Genomic DNA, 24,098 nt, shown 5'->3' with positions numbered 1-24,098 from the left:
CCACCACCGGACAGGAAGTACGAACGTGAGCGGCCACGGAGCCCCCGAGCTGACCCTGAAGAACTGCGCCGACCTGCGGGTCGCGGTGATCGCCGCCCAGTGGCACGAGCAGGTGATGAACGGGCTGCTGGACGGCGCCCACCGGGCCCTCAAGGAGCTCGGCATCGAGGAGCCGACCGTGCTGCGGGTGCCCGGCACCTTCGAGCTGCCGGTCGCCGCCAAGCAGCTCGCCGAGCGCGGGTACGACGCCGTGGTCGCCCTCGGTGTGGTCATCCGGGGCGGCACCCCGCATTTCGACTACGTCTGCGAGGCGGCCACCCTCGGGCTCACCCAGGTCAGTGTGAACACCGGCGTGCCGGTCGGGTTCGGCGTGCTGACCTGCGACAACGAGGAGCAGGCGCTGGACCGCGCCGGCCTGCCCGGCTCCGCCGAGGACAAGGGCCACGAGGCCGTCACCGCGGCGGTGGCCACCGCCGCGGTGCTGCGCTCGGTGTCCGAGCCCTGGCGGTAGGTCCCGCGGCGCTCCCGTGACCGGCCGGTGCCGGGCGGGGGCGCCCTGGCTCCGCCCCTGCGCCCCCGCGCTCCGCCCCTGCGCCCCCGCGCTCCGCCCCCTCCGCGCCGGCCGGGGGCGGAGCGTCGTCCAAGGCGGTGTCCACGGTCCGGGACCGTTTACCGTCCGTATGCCCGCAAGCCGTAAGGTGAGTCCATCATGGCTTCGAAGACATTCGAGGAGCTCTTCACCGAGCTCCAGCAGAAGGCCGCCACCGGCGACCCCTCGTCCTCCCGCACCGCGCAGCTCGTCCACCAGGGCGTCCATGCGATCGGCAAGAAGGTCGTCGAGGAGGCCGCCGAGGTCTGGATGGCCGCCGAGTACCAGTCCGACCAGGAGACCGCGGAGGAGATCTCGCAGCTCCTCTACCACCTTCAGGTGATGATGGTCGCCAAGGGTTTGACGCTCGACGACGTGTACGCCCATCTCTGACCCGGCCGGAGAACTCCGGGTACGGGCCGCCGCTGTGCGGCCCGTACCGCTGTACCGACCGAGTGCCCCGCACCAACCGCACCACCCGTGACACCTGCACCACCTGCACCACCTGCCACCACCTGCACCACCCCTCACCCGCTACCTCAGCGAAGGATTCACCACTCATGCTGCGCATCGCCGTCCCCAACAAGGGTTCGCTCTCGGGTCCCGCGGCGGAGATGCTCCATGAGGCGGGCTACCGCCAGCGCAAGGACCCGAAGGAACTCGTCCTGGTCGACCCGAACAACGAGGTCGAGTTCTTCTTCCTGCGCCCGCGCGACATCGCCGTCTACGTCGGCTCCGGCCGCCTGGACGTCGGCATCACCGGCCGCGACCTGCTGCTGGACTCCGCCTCCAACGCGGAGGAGGTGCTCGCGCTCGGCTTCGGCGGCTCGACCTTCCGCTTCGCCCGCCCCGAGGGCCTGGACGTCGAGAACGTGAAGGGCCTGGAGGGCCTGCGGATCGCCACCTCCTACACCGGCCTGGTGCAGCAGCACCTCGCCGACCACGGGGTGAAGGCGACCGTCACCAAGCTCGACGGAGCGGTGGAGACCGCGGTCCAGCTGGGCGTCGCCGACGTGATCGCGGACGTCGTGGAGACCGGCACCAGCCTGCGCAACGCCGGCCTGGAGGTCTTCGGCGACCCGATCCTGGTCTCGGACGCCGTGGTGATCCGCCCCAAGGGCGCCGGTGACGACAGCCGCGTGGAGCAGTTCCTGCGCCGCCTGCAGGGCGTCCTGGTGGCCCGCCGCTACGTGCTGATGGACTACGACATCCGCGCCGAGTCCGTCAGCGCCGCCGTGGCGCTCACCCCGGGCCTGGAGTCGCCGACCGTCTCGCCGCTGCACACCGAGGGCTGGGTGGCCGTCCGCTCGATGGTGCTCCGCAAGGAGGCCCAGCGGATCATGGACGATCTCTGGAGCATCGGCGCCCGGGCCATCCTGGTGACCAACATCCACGCCTGCCGGCTCTGAGAGCGCCCCGCTCGACCGATCGAACACGGGTGGGGACGCGAGTCCCCGCCCGTTCTCTCTGGAGACCCCGAGCTCCGTCTGGAGACCCCGTGAGCGCCCCCGTCCAGCTCCCCGTCACCTGGTTCCCGCGCCGCACCCGCGCGGTACTGCTGCCGGTCAGCGCCCTGCTGGTGGTCATGTTCAGCGTGATCGCCGTCGCGCTGCCGGCCAACTGGCAGCTGAACGACCGGGTGGCGATGGTGGTCAGCGGGCTGGTCTTCGCCGGGGCCGGCCTGATGCTGGCCCGCCCGAAGGTGTCGGCCGACGCCGAGGGGGTCACCGTGGTGAACTTCGTCCGCAGCCGCCGGCTCGCCTGGGCCGAGATCGTCCGGGTGAACTTCCGCCAGGGCGACCCCTGGGCCAGCCTCGACCTGGCCGACGGCACCTCGCTGGCCGCCGTCGGCATCCAGGCGGGCGTCGGGCACGAGCAGGCCGTCAGCGCCGCCCGCGCCCTGCGTGACCTGGTCGAGGGCCACAGCCGCTCGCGCGCCGAGGCCTGACCGCCGGCCCCGGCCGGGCCCGCTCGACCGCCGTCACCGGCCGGGCCGGCGGGGCGCGGGCACGCCGCCTGATCGAACAAGATCCTTATCCTCGTACGGGTATCGTCTACGCTGGTAAAAGCAGGGCAAAGCCCTGTCTTGTCCGCCCGCGACCTGAGGAGTGACACCTCCCCTCGATGGACGATCCGTCCGGTAGTACCGACGCCGCCCCACTTCCGACCCTCGGAAGGCAGGCGGCACTGTGATCACCGCCTGGCTGCTGCTGCTCGCGGCCCTGCTGCTCATCCTCGCCAACGGCCTGTTCGTGGCCGCCGAGTTCGCCTTCGTGACGGTCGAGCGCGGCGCGGTCGACCGCGCCGCCGAGGCCGGGGACCCGAAGGCCCGCCGGATCGGCCACGGCCTGCGGCACCTCTCCTTCCAGCTCTCCGGCGCCCAGCTCGGCATCACCGTCACCTCGCTGGTGGTCGGCATGCTCGCCGAGCCGGCCCTGTCCGTCCTGCTCAGCCCGCCGCTGGTCGCGCTGGGTGTGCCGGAGTCCGCCGCCCGCGGCGTCGCCGTGATCATCGGCATGGTGCTGGCCACCGTGCTGCAGATGGTGATCGGCGAGCTCGTCCCGAAGAACTGGGCGATCTCCCACCCGATGCAGGTGGCCCGCGCGGTCGCCGCCCCGCACATGGCCTTCTCCGCCGTCTGCCGCCCGCTGATCAGCCTGCTGAACGGCGCCGCCGACCGGACGGTCCGGGCGCTGGGCGTCGAACCGCAGGAGGAGCTGGGCCACGCCCGCACTCCCGCCGAACTCGTCTCGCTGGCCCGTCACTCGGCCAAGGCCGGCGTCCTGGACGAGGAGTCGGCGACGCTGTTCGTGAAGACCCTCGGCCTCGGCGAGCTCACCGCCCAGAGCGTGATGACCCCGCGCGTCGACGTCGCCGCCCTCCAGCGCGACGCCAGCGCCGCGGACGTCCTCAACCTGACCCGGGCCACCGGCCTGTCCCGGTTCCCCGTCTACGCCGACAGCCTGGACGAGGTCACCGGCACCGTGACGCTCAAGGACGCGCTGGCCGTCCCGCACGAGCACCGCGGCGGCGTCCGGGTCGCCGACCTCGCCACGGCGCCGCTGCTGGTGCCCGAGACGCTGCCCGCCGAGGCACTGCTCGACCGGCTGCGCCGCCAGCAGCCGATGGCCATCGTGGTGGACGAGTACGGCGGCACCGCCGGCGTGGTCACCATCGAGGACATCGTCGAGGAGATCGTCGGTGAGGTCCAGGACGAGCACGACCCCGAGGACACCCCCGAGCTGGTACCGCTGCCGCCCGTCGACGGGCTGCCCGTCTGGGCGGCCGACGGCAAGGCCCGGATCGACCAGCTGGAGGGCATCGGGCTGCACGCCCCCGAAGGCCCGTACGAGACCCTGGCCGGCCTGGTGGCCGACCTGCTCGGCAAGCTGCCGGCTCCCGGTGAGCAGGCCGAGCTGCCCGGCTGGCGGCTGACCGTGGAGAACGTCGACCGGCACCGGACGACCAAGGTCCGGGTCGAGCGCACCGCCGCGCACCGCCACGACGAGGACGAGACCCGATGACCGCGCTCCAACTGGCCGCCGCACTCCTGCTGCTGCTGGGCAACGCCTTCTTCGTCGGCGCCGAGTTCGCCGTCATCTCCGTCCGGCGCAGCCAGATCGAACCGCTCGCCGAGGCGGGCAACAAGCGGGCCCGCACCGTGCTGCACGCGCTGTCCAACGTCTCCGCGATGCTGGCCGCGGCCCAGCTCGGCATCACCGTCTGCTCGCTGGGCCTCGGTGCGCTCGCCGAGCCCACCATCGCGCACCTGGTGGAGGGCCCGTTCCACGCGATGGGCGTCCCCGACGGCCTGATGCACCCGCTCTCCTACGGATTGTCGCTGGCCGTGGTGGTCTTCCTGCACATGGTGATGGGCGAGATGGTGCCCAAGAACCTGGCGCTGGCCGGCCCCGAGAAGGCAGCGCTGGTGCTCGGCCCGCCGCTGGACCGGCTGGCCCGGCTGCTGGCCCCGGTGATCAGCTTCCTGAACGCCTTCGCCAACGGCATCCTGAAGCTGTTCAAGGTGGAGGCCAAGGACGAGGTCGCGTCGGTCTTCACCACCGAGCAGCTGATGTACCTGCTGCTCGACTCCCGGGACGCCGGCCTGCTCGACGTCGACCGCCAGGAGCGGCTGGAGGACGCGCTGGAGCTGGGCCACCGCCCGGTCACCGACGTGGTGCTGCCGCCGGAGCAGCTGGTCACCGTCGGCACCAAGGTGACCGCCGCCGAGATCGAGGAACTGGCCGTACGCACCGGCTTCTCGCGCTTCCCCGTGGTCGACGGCGACGTCGCCGGCAACGGCTTCCTCGGCTACCTGCACCTCAAGGACATCCTGGACGTCGAGGACCCGTCCGCGCCCGTGCCGGCCCGGCTCTGGCGCCCGATCACCGTGGTGCGCGGCAGCCTGCCGCTGGACGACGCGCTCGGCGCGATGCGCCGGGCCGCCTCGCACCTGGCCGCCGTGGTCGACACCGAGGGCCGCACCCTGGGCCTGATCGCCCTGGAGGACGTGGTCGAGGAGCTGGTCGGCGAGGTGCACGACCCGGACCACCGCCCCGCCGCGGCGTAGCGGCGGGCGGGCGGCCACCGGGCCGCGGGCCGGTCCGGTCGGGGGGCCAGCGTGATCCGTCCCCGGCCGGCCCGGCCTCGTACGGCGGACGGCCCCGGCCCGGCGCGGATCCTGGTGCCGGGTCGGGCGGCGTTCGCCCCGTCCTGCGGGGCGGGGGCGGACGGCGGGGCGCCGACGCGGGTGCGTGGTGTCACGGCTCGCGCCGCCACCCGCGGGGCCTGGCGTTCGCGCGCTGCCTGGAGGGTCCTCCGGGCGGCGTGTGACACTCAGGTCACCGGGCCTCCGCCGGCCCGCCGCGGCCGTCGATCAGCTCGCCGTACGCCTGGACCAGGTCGGGCAGCCGCAGGGTGGCCAGGTCCTCCCGGCTCGGTTGACCGCCGGTGAGGGAGAGTCGCAGATCGCGGTAGGCGCAGGACTTCTCGTAGAGGGTGCGGATGAACCGGCCGTTGCCGAGGTCGTCGATCCAGCCCTCGCGGACCACGTGCGCGCAGATGCTGGCGAGCTCCTCGGTGGCGTCCTCGTCCCAGCCGTCGCCGTCCCGGCCGGCCAGCGCGGAGCCGATCGCGGTGAGCTCGCCGGGCCGGTAGCTGGGGAAGTCCACCCGGGTGGTGAAGCGGGAGTTGAGGCCGGGGTTGGTGGCGAGCAGCCGGTTCATCCCCTCGGGGTAGCCGGCCAGGATGACGACCAGTCGGTCCCGGTTGTCCTCGGCCCGCTTCAGCAGTACCTGCAGGGCCTCGTCGCCGTAGGCGTCGCCCTTGCTGTAGCCGGAGTTGGAGAGGCTGTAGGCCTCGTCGATGAAGAGCACGCCGTCCAGTGCGGAGTCGATCAGCTCGTTCGCCTTGACGGCGGTCTGGCCGAGGAACTCGCCGACCAGGTCGGCCCGTTGGGCCTCCACCAGGTGGTCGCCGGAGAGCAGCCCGAGGGAGTGGAACACCCGGCCCAGGATCCGGGCCACGGTGGTCTTGCCGGTGCCGGAGGGGCCGGAGAAGACGAAGTGACGTTTCGGCGGTTGCACCGGCAGCCCCTCGCCGGCCCGCAACCTGGACATCCGCAACTGCGCTGACAGCGCCCGGACCTGGCGCTTCACCGGGTCCAGTCCGACCATCCGCTCCAGCGCGTCCAGGGCGGCGTCCAGCTCCTGCCGGCTGCCCGAGCGGCCGGGGGAGGCGCGGTGGGCCGGCACCGCCTGCGAGCCGACGGCGCGGCCGGGGAGGAACAGGGTGGCCGCCGGACCGGGCTCGGCCGGTGCGCCGGTCCCGGAGCCGCTGCGGGCGCCCGCGCCCTGCGGCGCGGGCCCCTCGAACGCGCCCGGCCCCTCGAACGCCCCTGGCCCGGAGCGTGGTTCGGGGCCGGCGCCGCCCTCGGCCCCCGGTCTCGGACCGCCTGCCGAGGGGCTGCCCGCCGACGGGCCGGTCTCCGCCTGCGGCCCGACGGCCTCGCCGACGCCCTGGCCCGCCCCCGGGACGTCCTCGAAGGCCTCGCGTGGGCCGAAGCCCTCGTCCACGGTGTAGCCGGCCGGCAGGCCGCCGGCGAAGTCGCCGCGGAAACCGGCCGGGAAGTCCGCCGGGAGGCCGGCGGGCGGTTCACCCGGGTAGTCCGTGCCGAAGCCCGTCCCGGGCTCGGTCGGGCGGCCGGCCTCGGGGCCCGCGGTGTACCCCACCGGCAGGTCGTCCTGGGTCTCGTAGTCCGCGCCGTAGCCCGCGGCGGCCCCGAAGGCCTCGGCCGCCCCCAGCTCCTCCGCCGGGTCGTACGCCTCGTCGGTGCCGAAGCCGGCCACCGGCCCGGCCTCGCGCCCCCCGCCGGCGCCTTGTCCGCCGCCCGCCGGCCCGCTGCCGGTGACGCCCTCCAGCAGCGCGTCCACCAGCCCGTCCTCGGCGGAGATCGCCGTCAGCCGGGCGGCGGTGTCCATGAACGCGGGGTCGGCCCGGTGCACCGCGCGGTACAGCGGCAGGGCGGCGGCGCTGCGTCCGGCGCCCTCGTAGGCCCGGGCGAGCCAGTAGCGCAGCTCTTTGCGCTGCGGCTGCTCGGACCGGCAGCGGGCCAGCGAGGCCGCCAGCGGGCCCTGGGCCTGTGCGCACATGTCCAGCCGTACCCGCGCCATTCCGCCGAAGAGGCCGGCCTCGATGCCGAGCAGCGGGTCGTCCAGCAGCCGGTCGGTGTCCCGGATGAGCTGCTCCCAGTCCTTCAACAGGTAGGAGCGGCAGGCGTGCAGGAAGCGCACCGAGGGGTCCTCGCCGGGCGGCGGGCACTGGGCGAGGGCGATGTCGAGTTCGGTGAGGTGGCGCCCGTCGAGCCAGTGCGAGGCGTGCGCGAGGGCCAGGTCGCGGGCGTCCTCCAGCACGGGCTGGACCCACCAGCCCAGCCAGTACCAGGAACTGAGCGGGCGTCGGTGCCGGCTGCGCTGTTCGCCGAAGCGTTTGCGGTGCCGGTGCATCGCCAGCAGGGCGCCCGAGGTGTCGCAGCGCAGGGCGTGCAGGCCGAGCCAGGCGTCGGCCATTCCCGGGTCGAGGCGCACCGCCGCCCGGAACTCCTCCTCCGCGCGCGCGTACGCGCCGGCCGTGTAGGCGTCCATCGCCCGCAGCCAGGCGCGGTCGGCGAGCCTGCCGGGGCCCCCGCCCGCGTTGTTGCTGTCGGAACTCTCCACCGTCGTCACTCACGCCCCCCGCGGTGTGCATCGGAGCTCGGCCGGCTGCATGGTTCGCCGGTGGAGAGAGCCCCCGGGGCGCATATGCGCCTGCCAGGAATCGTACCGGCGCGGAGCTGATCCGGAAGGGTGCCGCGCCAGGTCAAATCCAAACGGCGCCCGGCTCGTTGGGGTACGGGGCAAGGAGAACGGCATCTCCGGCTCACGGGGGAACAAGCCGGAGATGCCGTGTCTGTGGTTGCGCGATCAACAATCTCGCGACGAGGGAAAACCTAGTTCCCTGCGACGGCCCAGGTCAAGGGAGGTTCGGCAGCTCACCGAGGGTGCCGGAGGCGATCCGTCCGGTTACTCCGTCCACCCGGCTGTCGGCATACGGACGGCTCGGGTCGGCGGCGAAATGTTCCCGCTCGGCCCGCGCCCAGCCGGCCCAGAATTCGGCCAGTTCCGGGCCGTCCCGAAGCTCCCCGCGCCGGCGTGCGGCCGGCGCGTCCAGCTCCATCCAGACCAGCCCGGCCAGCCAGGGCCGCACCGCCCGCCGGCCGGCGCCCACGCCCTCCACCAGTACCACCGGGGCCGCCGGTACCGTCCGGGTGCCCTGGAACCGGTGCAGCGTCCAGTCGTACACCCGGTGCCGGGCCGCCCGGCCGGCGGCCAGCGGCTCCAGGACCTCGCCCCGCAGCCGCCCCGTCCACCCGAACGGCTCCGCGTGCGTCGCCAGGTCGTCCAGATGGACCACCGGCGCACCGCCGAGCGCCGCGGCCAGCCGGCCGGCGAAGGTGGTCTTGCCCGACCCGGCGTGGCCGTCCACCCCGATCAGGCGGACCGGCCCGCAGGACGGCGCCGCCGCGGCGAGCCGCGCCGCCAGCGCGCTCAGCCCCGGGTCACCGTCCCGACCAGCACAGTCCGTCACAGCGATCACTGTACGGGCGCCCACCCGGCGGCGGCGACGGTGATCGGCCGCCGGCCGTGACGGCCGGGCCCGGATCGGGCATACTCACATCGCCAGACATGTGAACGACCGTTCACCGCGACCCGGTGACGGTCGGGCCGACCTGCCACACCCGTGCCGTGCCCGCCACCTCTGGGCCCGGCGCCCGATCGAGGAGGCGACCAACCGCCATGAGCCCCGCACCCGCGAAACCTGTGGACCGCCAGCTCCCCAGCGACGAGGCCCGAGAACTCCTGAGCCTCACCCGCGACCTGGTCCAGCGCGAGCTCGCACCGCGCGCAGCCGGGGACGAGGCGGCCGACCGCTTCCCCCGCGAGGTCTTCCGCACGCTCGGCGAGGCGGGGCTGCTCTCCCTCCCGTACGGCGAGGAGCACGGCGGCGGCGACCAGCCGTACGAGGTCTACCTGCAGGTCCTGGAGGAGCTCGCGGCCGGCTGGCTGGCCGTGGGCCTCGGGGTCAGCGTCCACACCCTCTCCTGCCACGCCCTCGCCACCTTCGGCAGCGACGAGCAGCGCGCAGCCTGGCTGCCCGCGATGCTCGGCGGCGACCAGCTCGGCGCCTACTGCCTCTCCGAGCCGCAGTCCGGCTCCGACGCCGCCGCCCTGCGCACCCGTGCCGAGCTCGACGGCGAGCAGTACGTGATCAGCGGCACCAAGGCCTGGATCACCCACGGCGGCCAGGCCGACTTCTACAGCACCCTGGTGCGCACCGGCGAGGACGGCCCGCGCGGCATAAGCTGCCTGCTCGTCCCGGCCGGCAGTGCGGGCCTGTCGGCGGCGCCGCCGGAGCACAAGATGGGCATGCGCTCCTCACCGACCGCCCAGGTGCACTTCGACGGTGTGCGGGTCGCCCGCGAGCGGCTGATCGGCACCGAGGGCCAGGGCTTCCAGATCGCCCTCTCGGCCCTGGACTCCGGACGCCTCGGCATCGCCGCCTGCGCGATCGGCGTCGGCCAGGCCGCCCTCGACCTCGCCGTCGACTACGCGGGCAGCCGCCGCCAGTTCGGCCGCCGGATCGCCGACTTCCAGGGCCTGTCGTTCATGCTCGCCGACATGGCCACCCAGCTCGAGGCCGGCCGCTCGCTCTACCTCGCCGCCGCCCGCCGCCGCGACGCCGGGCTCTCCTTCTCCAAGGAGGCCGCGATGGCCAAGCTGTTCTGCACCGACGCGGCGATGCGGGTCACCACCGACGCCGTCCAGGTGCTCGGCGGGTACGGGTACACCCAGGACTTCCCGGCCGAGCGGTACATGCGCGAGGCCAAGGTGCTGCAGATCGTCGAAGGCACCAACCAGATCCAGCGACTGGTGATCGGTCGCCACCTCACCGGTAGCTGACAGCAGGAAGGTTGACGATCCGTCAACCGAAGACCCGTCCGGTCCGGCGGCCGCCCTGTCCCGACGGTGGGCGCCGGACCGTACGAGTTCCGTACGCGTCCCGTGCGGTCAGCGGCGGGCGAGCTGCGCCGCCGGGCGGCGACCGGCCTGCACGGAGCGGCCCGCCGCCGGGCGGGAGGCCGTGCGCTGGGCCGGCACCGCGTCCGGGGCCGGTGCCACGGGCTGCGCGCCGGCGGCCTTCACCGGGCTGTGCGCCACGGCGTGCGAGAACGGCTGGGTGCGCCAGTCCAGGGCTGCGGGCAGGGCCAGCAGCCCCTCCAGGCCGGCCGCGACCGTGTCCTCGGGAGCGTCGATCTCCGCCAGGTCGTCCGCGGGCACGCCCGAACCGGGGCACAGCGCGGGGGAGAAGGGGTGCCAGGCGGTCGGCAGGACCGCGTGCTGCGGGAGCCGCTCCTCGTCGCCCACCAGGGCGATCGGGCGGTCGCACTCGGGGCAGTGCACCCGGATGATCTCCCAGGTGTCGGCCTCGCCGGGGTCCGTCCCCGGGGTCGGGCCGTACGAGACCGCGAAGGTGTCGCGGTCGTTCGTATCGTGGGTGTCGTCCGCGCTCAGCGAGCGCTCGTCAACGGCAGACATGGTGATCCCCCTCGGATCGGGCCGGCCTGGTCGGCCAGGGCCACAACCAGCACTTCCCGCCGACGGGGGCTCATAATCCTGCGGTGGGTGGCACGGTGATGCACGGGGTGTGTCCTTCGCCACATTCGTCCGGCACATGACACATCCTATATGCGGCGGCTCGCCGCCGGAGCGCTTTGGTCCGGCGGCGACGGTCGTCGCTCCCGCGGTCGCTTCGCTCCCTTCCTCGCTCCTCGCTTTCGCCACCGGCGCGCTCCTTTGGCTCGCCGCCGGGTGGGTGGTGGGTGGTGGGCGGGGGTCACTACGGGGGTGGCTCGAGGCCAGGTGGGTATGGGCGGGGGTTACCGCGGGGGTGGCTCGTCGTCCTTGTACGGGGTGGCTCGCAGCCGGGCCGGGCGCTGGGGCGCACCCGCGCCCGGCCGCCAACGGCGGGTCAGGGAGGTCCGATCCTGGCGCACGGCCCGACCTGCCGAGCCGTGACGGCACACCCGACGAACCCGGCGGCGAGCCGCCGCAAAAAAGCAGAGTAGGTTTGCGCCTTGTGGAGGATCTCGACCAGCGCATCGTTCAGCTGCTCCTTGAGGACGGCCGGATGAGCTACACGGACCTGGGCAAGGCCACCGGCCTGTCCACCTCGGCGGTGCACCAACGGGTGCGTCGCCTGGAGCAGCGCGGGGTGATCCGCGGGTACACGGCGATCATCGACCCCGACGCCGTCGACCTCGCGCTGACCGCGTTCATCTCGGTCAAACCGTTCGACCCGAGCGCCCCGGACGACACCCCGGACCGCCTGGCCGGGCTTCCCGAGATCGAGGCCTGCCACAGCGTGGCGGGGGACGAGAACTACATCCTCAAGGTGCGGGTCGGTGCCCCCGGCGACCTGGAGGACCTGCTCGCCCGGATCCGCAGCGCGGCGGGTGTCTCGACCCGGACGACCGTCGTCCTCTCCACCCCGTACGAAGCGCGCCCCCCGAAGCTCTGAGACGCGCCCCCCCGGGGCGTTCGGCCGGACGGTGCGGGTGCAGACTTGGGCCCATGACCGAACGCACCTCCCGGACCGTGCTGCTGCGCGGCGGATCCGTCTACAGCCCCGCCGACCCGTTCGCCACCGCGATGCTCGTCGAGGGCGAGCACGTCGCCTGGGTCGGCAGCGACGGTGCCGCCGAGGCCTACGCGGACGTCGCGGACGAGATCGTCGAGCTGGACGGTGCGCTGGTCACCCCCGCCTTCGTGGACGCCCACGTGCACGCCACCTCGGCCGGCCTGGCGCTCACCGGCCTGGACCTGACCGGCTGTCCCTCGCTCGGCGAGGCGCTGGCGCGGATCGCCGGCTTCGTCCGGGCCGCCGCCGAGCAGGCGGGCGGAGCGGCCGGCGTGCTGATCGGGCACGGCTGGGACGAGACCGGCTGGGCCGACGGCCGCCCGCCCACCCAGGCCGAGTTGGACGCGGCCGCCGGCGGCGCCGCCCTCTACCTCTCCCGCACCGATGTCCACTCCGGGCTCGCCTCGACCGCGCTGCGCGTGCTCACCCCCGGCCTGGCCGCCCTGCCCGGGTACAGCGCCGACGGACCGCTGACCCGGGACGCCCACCACGCGGTGCGCCGGGCCGCCCTCGCCCACCTGACGCCGGAGCAGCGCCGGGCCGCCCAGCGGGCCGCCCTGGCCCGGGCCGCCGCGCTCGGCATCGGCTCCCTGCACGAGTGCGCGGGCCCCGACATCTCCTCCGAGCAGGACCTCACCGACCTGCTCGCGTTGGCCGGGCAGGGCGACACCCCCGAGGTCTTCGGCTACTGGGGCGAGCTGGGCGGCGTCGAGGCCGCCCGTCGCCTGGGCGCCGTCGGCGCGGGCGGCGACCTCTTCGTGGACGGCGCGCTCGGCTCGCACACCGCCTGCCTGCACACGCCGTACCAGGACGCGCCGCACACCGGCACTGCCTATCTGACCGCCGAGCAGGTCGCCGACCATGTCGCCGCCTGCACCGAGGCCGGCCTGCAGGCGGGCTTCCACGCGATCGGCGACGCCGCGCTGACCGCCGTCCTGGACGGTGTCCGGGCCGCCGCCGACCGGGTCGGCCCGGCCCGGGTGAAGGCGCTGCGCCACCGGGTCGAGCACGCCGAGGCGCTGGACGACAAGGCGGTCGCCGCCTTCGTCGAGCTGGGCCTGGTCGCCTCCGTCCAGCCCGCCTTCGACGCCGCCTGGGGCGGGCCCGAGGGCATGTACGCCCAGCGGCTCGGCGCCGAGCGGGCGGCCGGGCTGAACCCCTTCGCCGCGCTGCTGCGGGCCGGCGTCCCGCTGGCCTTCGGTTCGGACGCCCCGGTCACCGCCCTGGACCCGTGGGGGACGGTGCGCGCCGCGGCCTTCCACCGCACGCCCGAGCACCGGATCTCGGTCCGGGCCGCGTTCACCGCCCACACCCGGGGCGGCTGGCGCGCGCTGGGCCGCGACCAGGACGGTGTGCTGGTGCCCGGCGCGGTCGCCAGCTACGCGGTGTGGTCCGCCGGCGAGCTGGTGGTGCAGACCCCCGACTCCCGGGTGGCCGGCTGGTCCACCGACCCCCGCTCCGGCACCCCCGGCCTGCCCGACCTGACCCCCGGCGCGCCGCTGCCGGTCTGCCGGCGCACCGTCGTCCGGGGCCGGACCGTCCACGTGGCCTGATCCCCGCCGCGCCGCCGCGTCCCGGGTCCGCTCGTCGGCCACCCGGGGCGTGGCCACCCCGTTATCCGTACACCTCCGGATCCGGGGTACCGTCTTCGCACGGCGTTCGGACAACGGACGGCGAAGAACGCGCGAACACGTACGACCAGAGAGATGGTGCGCAGGTGGCACTGCCCGTCACGCAGGAGCGGTCGGCATCCGGGCCCGCGCCCGAGGAGCCCGCCTCGGCACCCGCGGCCGGCCGGGGCGCCCGCGCCCTCGCCAAGGTCCGCGCCGGCCTGCCCCGCACGGGGCTGGCCGTCCTCCTCGGCCTGCTGCTCGGCGCGGCGTTCCCCCCGTACGACCTCTGGCCGCTCTCGATCGTGGCGGTGGCCGGGCTCTGTCTGCTGACCCGGGGCCGGACCGCCCGGCAGGGCGCCTGGACCGGCTTCGCCTTCGGCCTGCCGTTCTTCGTGCTGCTGCTCAAGTGGCTGACGGTGATCGGGACGGACGCCATGATCGGCCTGTCGGTGGTCGAGGCGCTGTTCGTCGCCGCGCTCGGCGCCGGCCTCGCCGTCACCTCCCGGCTGCCCGGCTGGCCGCTCTGGACGGCCTGCCTCTGGGTCACCCAGGAATGGGCCCGCGACCGGCTCCCGCTCGGCGGGTTCCCCTGGGGCCGGCTGGCCTTCGCCAACACCGCGACTCCCTTCACCCCGCTCGCCGCGCTCGGCGGCGCCCCGCTGGTGACCTTCGCGGTCGCCCTCTGCGGAGCCCTGCTGGCCTGGGCGGCGCTGCGCCTGCGCGGTCCGCGCCGGGCCCCGCGCGCCGCCGCGCTGGCGGCGCTGGGAGCCGTCGCGGCCGTCCTCGCCGGGTACGCCGTTCCGGTGCCGACCGCGGCCGCCGACACCCTGAAGGTCGCCATCATCCAGGGCAACGTGCCCAACCCCGGGATGGACTTCCTCGGCCGCCCGATGCAGGTGCTCAACAACCACGCGGAGGCCACCGAGAAGCTGGCCGCCGACATCGCGGCCGGCCGCCGCGAGCGCCCCGACGTGGTGATCTGGCCGGAGAACGCCTCCGACCTGGACCCGTTCAGCGACCCGCTGGCCTACCGGCGGATCGACCAGGCGGTGAAGGCCGTCGGCGTCCCCACCCTGATCGGCACCCTGGTCGACGGCCCGGACCCGCAGCACGTCCAGAACGAGGGCATCGTCTGGGACCCGAAGACCGGCCCCGGCGCCTCCTACACCAAGCAGCACCCGGTGCCGTTCGGCGAGTACGTGCCCTTCCGCGCCGAACTCTCGAAGATCATCACCCGGCTGGACCGGGTCTCCCGCGACTTCTGGCCCGGCACCTCGACCGGTGTGATGCAGCTCGGCCCGGCCCGGATCGGCGACGTGATCTGCTTCGAGGTCGCCTACGACGAGATCGTCCGCGACACCGTGGACCAGGGCGCGCGGGTGCTGGTCGTGCAGACCAACAACGCGACCTACGCCCTCAGTGGCCAGCCCGACCAGCAGTTGGCGATGTCCCGCCTGCGGGCCGTCGAGCACGGCCGGGCCGTGCTGATCGCCGCGACCAGCGGCATCAGTGCCGTGATCGCCCCCGACGGTTCGGTGGTCACCCGCACCGACGAGCTGACCGCGGCCGAGATCGCCGCGACCGTGCCGCTGCGCGACGGGCGGACGGTGGCCGACCGGCTCGGCGCCGCCCCCGAGTGGATCGTCGCCGTCGCCGGACTGCTGGCCTGCGGCGTCGCGGTCGGCGCCGGCGTGCGCCGCCGCCGTGGCGGGCGGCCCACCGACGGAACACCCGCCGGCGACGATGCGTTGAACCCGGTGGTGCCGTAACCGCCCCGGACTCCGCCGGGCGGCGCGAAGAGCACCGCGATGGAGTGGATCCGTACCGTGACCCAGCAAGCTACCCCCGCCCGCCCGGCCCCTCGGGGCAGAATCCGGCGGGTGCTGCCGCTGCTGATGACCATCTGGCTGGTCCTGGAGATCTGGCTGCTGGTCCAGGTCGGCTCCGCGATCGGCGGGTTCGCCGTCGTGCTGCTGCTGCTCGCCGGTGTGCTGCTCGGCGGCTGGCTGATCAAGCGGGCCGGCCTGAAGGCCCTCTCGGCGGCCTTCGAGCAGAGCCGTGACCCCAAGCCCCAGCAGGCCCAGACCGGCACCAGCCTGACCGTGCTGGCCGGGCTGCTGCTGATCCTTCCGGGGTTCCTCTCCGACCTGCTGGCCGTGACCCTGCTGCTGCCGCCCACCCGGGCGCTCTGGCGGGCGGCCGGGCGCAAGGCGGCCGGCGCCGCGCTGCGCCGCTCCCCGGTGGCCGGCACCGATCCGTTCGCGGACGCGGTCCGGCTGCAGGAGCAGCTGAGGATCCACCGCCCGGACGGCAAGATCGTCCAGGGCGAGGTGGTCGACCCGGCCCAGGGCCCGCGTGGCCCGGAGACCGGTTACCGCCCGCCGATCACCGGCTGAGCCACCGGGCCCCGGTCCGGCCGGCCACCGGACGGACCCGATCTGCACCGCCGTTCCCCGTGGGGGCGGCCCGCCGCACCCCGGCGGGTCGCCCCCACGGGCATGACCGTCGCCCCCACGGGCATGACCGGGGGCAGCGCGGAGAGGGGTGGACGGAGGGGCCCCGGGTCGGGCGCCAAAGGGACCGAAGGCGCCGGGCGGCCCCGGCCGGGCATCCGGGCCGACGCGCCCGCGCCCACGGGGACCCGCCTGCGGACACGGCCAGCTCCGGACACACGGTCTCCGGACACACGGTCTCCGGACACACGAAAGGGACCCTGAACAATTCCAGGGTCCCTTTTCGACTGCCTCCCGCACAGGGCGGGAGCGAGGTCAGGCGCTCTTGCGGGTGTCGCGCGGGTGCACCGCGAGATTCATCCCACCGGAGCGGAGCACGGCCAGCCGCTCGGCCAGCACCTCCTCCAACTCCTCGCGCGTCCGGCGCTCCATCAACATGTCCCAATGGGTACGCGTGGGCTTGGTCTTCTTCTCCTCCGGCTCGTCGCCGTCGAGAAGTACTGCTTCCTGGCCGCAGAATCGGCATTCCCAGGCCGAGGGAATCTCCGCTTCCACGGAGAAGGGAACCTCGAATCGGTGTCCGTTCTGACATGCATACTCGACAGTCTGGCGCGGAGCCAGATCGATACCGCGGTCGGTCTCGTAGCTAGTGGCCCCGAGTCGCGTGCCGCGAAGAGCTCGCTCGCTCATGAATCGTGCCTCCCGGGCTTATGGCCCACAGGACTAGTTGGTCGCTGTTCTTCGTCAGTTCGGTCAACGCCCGGCTGTCGACGAAGATTCCCGTCCGGGGACATGCGTCGTTTGGCGTGCCGCCCCTGTTTGTACCCATCAGCGCCCGATTTGTCACATCTGGCCGGTGATATCACCCTAGGTGTCACTAATTTCACAACTGGTGATCAGTTCGGGTTTCAACCATGAGCGTAGCGGTTCGCCGCTTTCCCGGCGCGGCCGGGCCCCGGCGGCGGCCCGCGCCGCACCCGGCGCCGCCGCGCGTCCGCGGGGGTCCCGGCCGCGCCGGGCTCACCAGACCGGGCGCGGACGCACCGGCGCGTGCTCCTTGCCCAGTTCGACGCCCAGCTCGACCGGACGCTCGACGTGGACCTCCTCCGCCGGGCCGTCCGGGCCGCCCGCCGGCTGCTCCCCGGCCCGCCGCACCGGCTCGGCCGGGGGTGCGGCCGGCGCCGCCGCCTCGGTCCGGGTGTCCCGGTGCGGCAGCAGCGCGATCACCGCGTCGCGCAGCTGGGCGGGTGCCTCGTCGTCCAGCGGGTCCACGGTCGCCGGCACCTGCAGCCGGACGGGGGCGGCGGTGCCGATCCGGGCGTAGCCGCGCCCGGCGGGGGCGTGCGCGGCCGGCACGATGTCGAGCGGAGCGCCGAGTGCGGCGTGCCCCTCCTCGGGCGTGGTGGGGCCGAGCACCACCCGGGCCCGGGTGGTGGCGCGCAGGGTGGGGGTGATCCGGTCGCGGGCCTCGATGTCGTCGGCGATCACCACCGTGACCCGGGCCGCGCGGCCGTGCCGCAGCGGGGTCTCCAGCAGGTCCTGCGGGTCCGGGCGGCCCTCGGCGTGGGCCAGCTCGCTCAGTTCGGTCGGGTGGTCGAGCAGCAGCCACAGCGGCCGGGTGACGTCCTCCGGCGGGGTGGTGCCGGCGTGCCGGGCGGCGTTCAGCGCCGTCAGCCGCCGCGCGGTCTCCTGAGCGGCCCACTCCAGTGCGGCGAGGGTGCCGTGCAGGCTGGTCTCGACGGTGTGCACGCCGGGCCGGTTCACCAGGCAGGCGTGCTCCCCGGTGCCGGCGCCGTCGATCAGCACCAGGTCGGCGAACGGCAGGGCCTGCAGGGCGATCGAGCGGATCAGGGTGGAGGTGCCGTGGCCGGTGGTGCCGAGGGCCAGCAGGTGCGGCTCGGAGGAGCGCGGGCCGGTACGCCAGATCACCGGCGGCTGCTGGGTGCTCACCCCGGCCTGGGTCACCGGGATCATCCGGCGGCTGCCGGCCTCGTCGGTGAAGCCGAGCACGATCTCGCCGGGGGCGGTCACGAAGCGCTGGGCGGCGATGTCGGTGGCCAGCGGTGCGAGCGCGCTGACCCGCAGCCGGTTGGACTCCTCGTCCCAGTCGAAGCGGTACTCGCGGGCCCGGCCCGCCTTGCCCTGGACGACCTGCTCGATCCGGGCCCGGGCGGCCGGCTCGGTGTCGGTGAAGTACGCCGGGTAGGCGAGCTCCAGCTCGGTCAGCCGGCCGTCGCCGTCGAACTCCCAAGAGCCGAAGGCCGTCCGGAACCCGTTCTCGTTGCCGTAGAGCGGGCTCAGGTCGTCGGGCAGGGCCAGGTACGGGGTGAGCGCCGCGTAGAGCGCGGTCAGCTTGACCTCGGCGACGTCGGGCTCGGGCGGGGCGGCCGGCGTCCTGGGCCCCCGGCCGACCCAGGCGGCGCTGGCCATCAGGCCGATCAGGGTGAACAGCGGCCCGTGCGGCAGCAGGAAGATGCCGAGCACCATCGCCGCGCAGAGGAAGAGCGTCGGTCCTCGCCGGTCCTTCGGGGTGGCCTGCCAGCGGCCCTTCGCCCACTCGGCGTGGCGCCTGAGCCCACGGCCGATGAGGGTGATCGGCGCGAACATGTCTGCGGCGTGGTCGCCGGCCGTGCGGGCGAGCGTGCGGCCCTTGCTGAGGTGGCGGTTCAGGGACATTCCTGGGACTCCCCGGGCGAGTGGGACGGGTCGGTGGGGGACGGGGCGGAGCCGGTCGGTGCGGGGTGCTGCGGTGCGGGGTGCTGCGGTGCGGGCGGGCCGGTGCGGGTCGGTACGGTCCTGGCCGGTGGGGCCGGCCGGTGCGGTGTCGCGCCGCGGCCGGAGGTTGAACGGGCAGGCCCGGGGCGGTGGGATCCGCGCCCGGGCCTGTGCGGGGGAGTGGCGGCTCAGAACTTGATGCCACCCAGCAGGCCGGCCAGGCTCGCGCCGCCGGCCGTGATGCTCGGAGCGATGGACGAGCCCGCCACGTAGAAGCCGAGGAGGGCGCAGACCACGGCATGGGAGATCTTCAGACCGTCCCGGCGGAAGAAGAGAAAGGCGATGGTGCCGAACAGGACGATGCCTGAAATGGAGAGGATCACGCGTCTGCTCCTCGGGGAGGGGTGACAGGGACAGTGTCACGGAAAGTGCCCTAATCGTGACAAAAAGTAATAGATGATGGAACGACGCAAATGGGTGGTTCGATGCGGGAAATTCGATGACGGGTGTATGCGAACCGCGCGGCCGGGGCCGCTCAAGGGCTCTGTTCCGCCGTCCCGAGCCATTCCCGGCCCGCCACCCCCGGGGTGCAGCCGACGGGCGGAAGTTCGCCCGAACGGACGCGTAACCGACAGATCGACGTGTCGACATGTCGCGCGGCCGCGCACGGTGTGCTCCACATACCGGACACCTGCTGGATCGCCGGTACGCCCGGCCGCTACGGTGCCGTACGTCACGTCATCCCGCTGAAAGGTCCCCCCATGGCCGACTCCGTCGAATCCACCGGTCCCGCCGACGCCGCCGAGGCCGCCGCGCCGCAGGCCCCCGACGCCGACGTGATCGAGCTGGCCGGCCGGCTCTTCGACGCCGCCCGCACCGGCGACTCGGCCACTCTCGCCGCGTACGTCGACGCCGGCGCCCCCGCCAACCTCGCCAACGACCGCGGCGACACCCTGCTGATGCTGGCCGCCTACCACGGCCACGCCGACGCGGTGCAGGCCCTGCTGGAGCGCGGCGCCGACCCCGACCGGGCCAACGACCGCGGCCAGACACCGCTGGCCGGTGCCGTCTTCAAGGGCGCCGACGAGGTCCTCACCGTCCTGCTGGCCGGCGGCGCCGACCCCGGGGCCGGCACCCCGTCCGCCGTCGACACCGCCCGGATGTTCGGCAAGGACGACCTGGTCGCCCGCTTCACCACGCGCTGACCCGAGAGCCGTACGGGGCGTACGGCACCGCCGGCGGCCCGGTGTCCCCGCCCGGTGGGCGGCCGACCCGGCTCCCGGCCGTCGGGCGGGCCCCACGTAGGCTGGACGACCATGGAGAGCACCACGCAGAGCGCCGTCGAGATCCGCGTCACCGGCTACGGGCACCCCGACGCCCAGCGCCTTTCGGCGGAGGTCCAGGAGGAGTACGTCCGCCGCTACGGCGAGGGCGATCTCACCGACATGCACCCGGACCACTTCGAGCCGCCCGCCGGCCTCTTCCTGATCGCCTACCTGGACGGCGAGCCGGTCGCCTCCGGCGGCTGGCGCGCGAAGAAGGCCGGCCCGCACGGCCTGCGGGACGGCGACGCCGAACTCAAGCGGATGTTCGTGGCGCCGACCGCGCGCGGCCGGGGCCTGGCCCGGGCGCTGCTCCGCCGGCTGGAGGAGACCGCCGCCGAGGCCGGCCACACCCGGGTGGTGCTCGAGACCGGCACCCTGCAGCCCGAGGCCATCGCCCTGTACGCCTCCGAGGGGTACGCCGACATCCAGAAGTTCGGCCTCTACCGCGAGCACCCGCAGAGCGTCTGCATGGGCAAGGAGTTCCCCCCGGCCGCCGCGGGCGCCTGAGACCGGCCGCCGGGGCGGCCGTCGACCGGTCCGGCCGGCCGCGCCGCCCCGATCGCCCGCACCGGGGCCCCGGTCGCCACCGCTCCGGCCGGACCCGTCCGGGGCGGTCGCCCGGTCGCCCCGCTGGGTAGGCTCCCGGCCGACGGCGACGGAGGCGGGGGTATGACCAGCAGCAGCGAGCCACTGGTGGCACTGGTGACCGACGGCCTCCGGGGGGTCGGCACCGGCGCGGTCTGGGCGGTGGGCGACGCGGCCGGCGTACGCCAGGAGGGCCGGCACGGTCCGCTGGGGCGCTACCCGGGCGGACCGGAGATGGCCCGGGACACCCTGTTCGACCTGGCCAGCCTGACCAAGATCGTCGCGCTCTGGCCGTGCGCGGGCGCCCTGTGGTCGGACGGGCGGCTCCCGCTGGACGACCCGCTCGGCGGCTACTGGCCCGAGGTGGCCGGCCGCCCCGTCGGCGGGCTCACCGCCCGCCACCTGCTGACCCACACCGCCGGCCTGCCCCCGCGGACCAACTTCGCCCGGCTCTACGGCACCGACCCGGCGGCCGTCCGGGCCGGGGTGCTGGCCGCGCCGCTGCACCGCCCGCCCGGGCAGGCCGTGCAGTACACCGACCGGGCCGCGATCATCCTCGGGTACCTGGTCGAGGCCCTCGGCGGCGCCCCGCTGGCCGGGCTCGCCGCCGAGCAGGTGTGGCGGCCGCTCGGCATGACCGACACCGCCTTCGGCCCCCTCGGCCCCGACGAGCGGGCCCGTACCGCGCCGACCGAGTTCGACGCGGCCACCGGCGACTACTTCACGGGGGTGGTGCACGACCCCTCCGCCCGGCTGCTGGGCGGCGCCTGCGGCAGCGCCGGCGCCTTCTCCACCGCCCCCGACCTCGGCCTCTTCCTGACCTCGCTGCTCGGCTCCGGCGCCGCGGCCCGCTGGGTCGCCGAATCCCTGTGCGAGCAGACCGGCGGGCTGGCCCCGGCCCGCGGCCTGTCCTGGCTCTGCGCCCCCGGGACGGACCCCGCGGCGGGGACCTTCGTCCACTACGGCTTCACCGGCACCGCGATGTGGCTCTCCCGCCGGCAGGGGCGCTGGGCGGTCCTGCTCACCAACAAGGTCCACCTCAACCGCGAGCTGCAGCCGCTCACCGACCTGCGGAACGCCTTCCGTCGCGAGGTCTTCGGCTGAGCCCCGGGAGAGCGGGGCCGAAACGGCGGGGGCGCCGGAAACCCGGGCCGCCGCCGCGCCGAGGGGCGCGGCGGCGGCCCGCCGCAGGGGTGTCACCTCAGGCGAGGACCTTGGCCTTGGCCTTCTCGTACTCCGCCTCGTTGATGGCGCCGCTGCTCTTCAGCTCGGCGAGCTTGGCCAGCTCGTCCGCATGGCTGCGGGTGGGTCCGGCTCCGGCCGCGGTCTTCTGGACGTAGGAGCGGAAGTCCTTCTCGGCGTCCGCCCGCATCTGCATCTCCCGTTCGCCCATGCCCTTGCCGCGGGCGATGAGGTAGACCAGCACGCCCAGGAACGGCAGCAGGATCACGAAGATGGCCCAGCCCGCCTTGCCCCAGCCGCCGACCGAGTCGTCCCGGAAGAGGTCGCCGAAGATCCGGAAGAGCAGGAAGAACCAGAGGATCCAGAGGAACAGCCACATCATGGTCCAGAAGATGTTGAGCAACGGATAGTCGTCCATGGTGCCTCCTGCCTGGGCGGCCGCCCCCGGAAAGGGCGCGGCCGGTGAAGGGCCCCGTGCGACTCCTGCGAGCGCCTCGGCGGGACCACTCTCGCGTTCCACTGTGCTCCCGGCCGGTCGGCCCGCACCTCGCGGCGTGGGCCGACCGGGTGAACCGCGCGCCACCGCCGTCCGGGCCGGAGGTCAGTTCTCGGCCGCGATGATGCTCCTGAGGTGGTCCAGGTCCTGGCCGGAGAAGCCGGACGGCTGCAGGACGGTGTTCCAGCCGTCGACGTACTCGGCCTTGTACGAGTGGCCGTGGCCCGGCGGCACTCCCGTGGAGAACGGGAGGTCCGCTGTGACCTGCCAGAAGGTGACGAACGGGATCCAGAACATGCCCCCGAGCACGTCCCGGCCGGGCGGCTGGCTGATCCAGTCGGGCTTGCCCAGGATCAGGTTCGGACTCCACCAGACGATCGGGTCCGAGGGATGCATCAGGTAGAGGACCCTGGTGCCCTCCCACGTCCGGTCGGTCGGCGGGATCCCGGCGGCCGGGTCGTTGCTGAAGCGGACGGTGCGTCCGTCCTGGTAGACCGGCTGGACCTCGGGGCTGCCCGGGTCCCGGTGGTCGGTGAACTCGCGGAACAGCGTGTTGAAGTTGGGCGGCCCGGCGAACAGGGTGCCCGCGGTGCGGTTGCGCAGGTCCGCCTCCCCGCTGAACGCCGTCTCCGCGCCGAAGGAGCCGAGGCTCTCGCCGGCGACGTACAGCCGCGGCCGGGTGGTCTGGGGCAGCTTCGACCAGACCTCGTAGACGGCGTCGAACAGGTCGCGGCCCGCGGCCCTGGCCTTGGACTGGTCCACCAGGTAGGAGATCCAGGACGGCAGGTAGGAGTACTGCATCGCGACGGTGGCCGTGTCGCCGCCGCCCAGGTACTCGAAGGAGTCGACCGAGGCCGGGTCCACCCAGCCGCTCCCGGTGGTGGTCACCACCAGCAGGTTCGCCCGCTGGAAGCCGCCCGCCCGCTGCAGGTCCCGCACCGCCAGCGCGGCCCGGTCCTCCGTGTCGTCCGCCGACCCGAGCCCGGCGTAGGACCGGATCGGTTCCTGGGCCGGCCGGTGGGTGAACGAGGATATGTCGCCCTCGGACGGGCCGGTACCGACGAAGCCGCGCCCCTGCCGGCCCAGCGAGTCCCACGCCACGACCGAGCCCGGCCCGCCCGACCGCAGGGGGGTCGCCGGCTGCTGCGCGCCCTCGGGCGTGGCGTCGTCGCGGACCGAGAACACCTCGTTGGCGACGCCGACGAAGCCGTTCAGCAGCAGTCCGCTGACCACCAGGTAGGCCACGCCGGCGGTCAGCAGCCAGCCGACCGTGTGGGCCGCCCGCCGCCCGATCCGGCGGCTCAGCAGCCCCGCCGTCCAGCGGTACACCGCCCGGACGCCGCGTCCCGCCAGCAGGAGGAGCCCGAACACCACCACCGCGACCACGGGCGAGAGCACCACGAACCAGATGGTGTAGTCGCTCACCCCCATCAGCCCGCGGATCAGGTACTGCCAGTACTGGCCGAGCCCGAAGAAGACCGGGAGCAGCACGGCCGCACCGATCAGCAGGCACCGCCGGGCCCACGGCCTGGCGGGCCGGGCCTCGCGGTCGGCGAAGGCGCGCCAGACGGACGCGAGGAGGACGCCGAGCCCGTACCCGATCGCGGCGCCGATGCCCCACACCAGGCCCTGGACGATGCCGCCGCGGGGCAGCAGCGACGGCGTGAACGACAGGCAGGAGGCGACGAGGGCGCCCCAGCAGCCGGGAAGGGTGAGGGCCGGCTCCCAACGCTTCGCGGGCTCGCCCGCCGGTTCCGGGCCTCTGTCGAAGATTCTCACGGCGGCGACCGATCAAGAGGGCGCGGACGGCGCTTCGTGGGCGGTGGGCCGCCCGAGCTGCGGTCGCGGCACTGCGTGACCCGGCGGGACGCCTGCCCACTCCTCATGGTCGCCCCCGGCGTTCGG

Annotated in this window: 22 protein-coding genes; 14 read left to right on the top strand and 8 right to left on the bottom strand. The window is 74.4% G+C overall.

The window, feature by feature from the left end; translation table 11 throughout:
- Positions 1-25 precede the first annotated feature (25 nt).
- The 6 genes from ribH to OG689_RS06745 all read left to right on the top strand — a co-directional run bounded on the left by ribH (position 26) and on the right by OG689_RS06745 (position 5,159).
- Positions 26-511, top strand: coding sequence for a 6,7-dimethyl-8-ribityllumazine synthase (ribH, locus tag OG689_RS06770; protein WP_266318604.1), 486 nt, complete (start codon positions 26-28; stop codon positions 509-511).
- Between the two features lie 198 nt (positions 512-709).
- Entirely contained in the window at positions 710-982 is a 273-nt protein-coding gene (locus OG689_RS06765) for a phosphoribosyl-ATP diphosphatase (protein WP_266318602.1), read from the top strand.
- Between the two features lie 167 nt (positions 983-1,149).
- Positions 1,150-1,998: an ATP phosphoribosyltransferase gene (gene hisG, locus OG689_RS06760; RefSeq protein WP_266318600.1), complete on the top strand. Its 849-nt coding sequence runs from the start codon at positions 1,150-1,152 to the stop codon at positions 1,996-1,998.
- An 89-nt stretch (positions 1,999-2,087) separates the two neighbouring features.
- Positions 2,088-2,537 carry a PH domain-containing protein gene (locus OG689_RS06755; protein ID WP_266318598.1) on the top strand — a complete coding sequence of 150 codons (450 nt, stop codon included), beginning with the start codon at positions 2,088-2,090 and terminating at the stop codon, positions 2,535-2,537.
- 241 nt (positions 2,538-2,778) lie between these two features.
- Positions 2,779-4,113, top strand: coding sequence for a hemolysin family protein (locus OG689_RS06750; protein ID WP_266318596.1), 1,335 nt, complete (start codon positions 2,779-2,781; stop codon positions 4,111-4,113).
- A complete protein-coding gene (locus OG689_RS06745; RefSeq protein ID WP_266318595.1) occupies positions 4,110-5,159 on the top strand; it encodes a hemolysin family protein in 1,050 nt (349 codons plus the stop codon). The genes OG689_RS06750 and OG689_RS06745 overlap by 4 nt, the downstream gene beginning before the upstream one ends.
- Positions 5,160-5,430: 271 nt before the next feature.
- Here the strand turns inward: OG689_RS06745 and OG689_RS06740 are convergent, their stop codons facing one another.
- The gene (locus OG689_RS06740; RefSeq protein ID WP_266326923.1) at positions 5,431-7,731 is read right to left on the bottom strand and encodes an AAA family ATPase; all 2,301 of its coding nucleotides are present in this window, start codon (positions 7,729-7,731) and stop codon (positions 5,431-5,433) included.
- Between the two features lie 367 nt (positions 7,732-8,098).
- Positions 8,099-8,713, bottom strand: coding sequence for a hypothetical protein (locus tag OG689_RS06735; RefSeq protein WP_266318593.1), 615 nt, complete (start codon positions 8,711-8,713; stop codon positions 8,099-8,101).
- Positions 8,714-8,922: 209 nt separating this feature from the next.
- On the opposite strand from OG689_RS06735, the gene OG689_RS06730 reads away from it, so the two are divergent.
- Positions 8,923-10,086, top strand: a complete 1,164-nt coding sequence (locus OG689_RS06730) for an acyl-CoA dehydrogenase family protein (protein ID WP_266318591.1) — start codon at positions 8,923-8,925, stop codon at positions 10,084-10,086.
- 108 nt (positions 10,087-10,194) lie between these two features.
- On the opposite strand, the gene OG689_RS06725 is transcribed toward OG689_RS06730, so the two are convergent.
- Entirely contained in the window at positions 10,195-10,722 is a 528-nt protein-coding gene (locus tag OG689_RS06725; protein ID WP_266318589.1) for a hypothetical protein, read from the bottom strand.
- Between the two features lie 541 nt (positions 10,723-11,263).
- Here OG689_RS06725 and OG689_RS06720 point away from each other — a divergent pair.
- From OG689_RS06720 to fxsA, 4 genes are all read left to right on the top strand, one after another.
- Positions 11,264-11,704, top strand: coding sequence for an Lrp/AsnC family transcriptional regulator (locus OG689_RS06720; protein WP_030058365.1), 441 nt, complete (start codon positions 11,264-11,266; stop codon positions 11,702-11,704).
- Between the two features lie 53 nt (positions 11,705-11,757).
- A complete protein-coding gene (locus tag OG689_RS06715) occupies positions 11,758-13,377 on the top strand; it encodes an amidohydrolase family protein (RefSeq protein ID WP_266318587.1) in 1,620 nt (539 codons plus the stop codon).
- Positions 13,378-13,547: 170 nt separating this feature from the next.
- Positions 13,548-15,206 (top strand): apolipoprotein N-acyltransferase, encoded by a 1,659-nt coding sequence (gene lnt / locus OG689_RS06710; RefSeq protein ID WP_266326920.1) that lies wholly within the window; start codon positions 13,548-13,550, stop codon positions 15,204-15,206.
- A 57-nt stretch (positions 15,207-15,263) separates the two neighbouring features.
- Positions 15,264-15,833 (top strand): FxsA family membrane protein, encoded by a 570-nt coding sequence (fxsA, locus tag OG689_RS06705; protein ID WP_266318585.1) that lies wholly within the window; start codon positions 15,264-15,266, stop codon positions 15,831-15,833.
- A gap of 372 nt (positions 15,834-16,205) precedes the next feature.
- Here the strand turns inward: fxsA and OG689_RS06700 are convergent, their stop codons facing one another.
- The 3 genes from OG689_RS06700 to OG689_RS06690 form a co-directional block, all read right to left on the bottom strand.
- Positions 16,206-16,580, bottom strand: coding sequence for an RNA polymerase-binding protein RbpA (locus OG689_RS06700; RefSeq protein ID WP_030396357.1), 375 nt, complete (start codon positions 16,578-16,580; stop codon positions 16,206-16,208).
- Positions 16,581-16,910: 330 nt separating this feature from the next.
- Positions 16,911-18,566, bottom strand: a complete 1,656-nt coding sequence (locus OG689_RS06695; protein WP_266318583.1) for a hypothetical protein — start codon at positions 18,564-18,566, stop codon at positions 16,911-16,913.
- Between the two features lie 227 nt (positions 18,567-18,793).
- Positions 18,794-18,988 carry a hypothetical protein gene (locus OG689_RS06690; RefSeq protein ID WP_073921277.1) on the bottom strand — a complete coding sequence of 65 codons (195 nt, stop codon included), beginning with the start codon at positions 18,986-18,988 and terminating at the stop codon, positions 18,794-18,796.
- A gap of 378 nt (positions 18,989-19,366) precedes the next feature.
- Between OG689_RS06690 and OG689_RS06685 the strand changes: the two genes are divergently transcribed.
- From OG689_RS06685 to OG689_RS06675, 3 genes are all read left to right on the top strand, one after another.
- The gene (locus OG689_RS06685) at positions 19,367-19,810 is read left to right on the top strand and encodes an ankyrin repeat domain-containing protein (protein WP_266318580.1); all 444 of its coding nucleotides are present in this window, start codon (positions 19,367-19,369) and stop codon (positions 19,808-19,810) included.
- A gap of 111 nt (positions 19,811-19,921) precedes the next feature.
- A complete protein-coding gene (locus tag OG689_RS06680) occupies positions 19,922-20,437 on the top strand; it encodes a GNAT family N-acetyltransferase (RefSeq protein ID WP_266318579.1) in 516 nt (171 codons plus the stop codon).
- A gap of 162 nt (positions 20,438-20,599) precedes the next feature.
- Positions 20,600-21,619, top strand: a complete 1,020-nt coding sequence (locus OG689_RS06675; RefSeq protein ID WP_266318577.1) for a serine hydrolase domain-containing protein — start codon at positions 20,600-20,602, stop codon at positions 21,617-21,619.
- Between the two features lie 97 nt (positions 21,620-21,716).
- Here the strand turns inward: OG689_RS06675 and OG689_RS06670 are convergent, their stop codons facing one another.
- Together OG689_RS06670 and OG689_RS06665 are read right to left on the bottom strand one after the other, a co-directional pair.
- Complete coding sequence (locus OG689_RS06670) at positions 21,717-22,115, bottom strand: SHOCT domain-containing protein (RefSeq protein WP_266318576.1); 399 nt, start codon at positions 22,113-22,115, stop codon at positions 21,717-21,719.
- A gap of 183 nt (positions 22,116-22,298) precedes the next feature.
- Complete coding sequence (locus OG689_RS06665; RefSeq protein ID WP_266318574.1) at positions 22,299-23,972, bottom strand: alpha/beta-hydrolase family protein; 1,674 nt, start codon at positions 23,970-23,972, stop codon at positions 22,299-22,301.
- Positions 23,973-24,098 lie beyond the last annotated feature (126 nt).

Source organism: Kitasatospora sp. NBC_00240 (assembly GCF_026342405.1).
GTDB lineage: Bacteria > Actinomycetota > Actinomycetes > Streptomycetales > Streptomycetaceae > Kitasatospora.
Note: the sequence above shows the minus strand (reverse complement) of the source record. Positions and strands in the feature narration are given on the sequence as shown.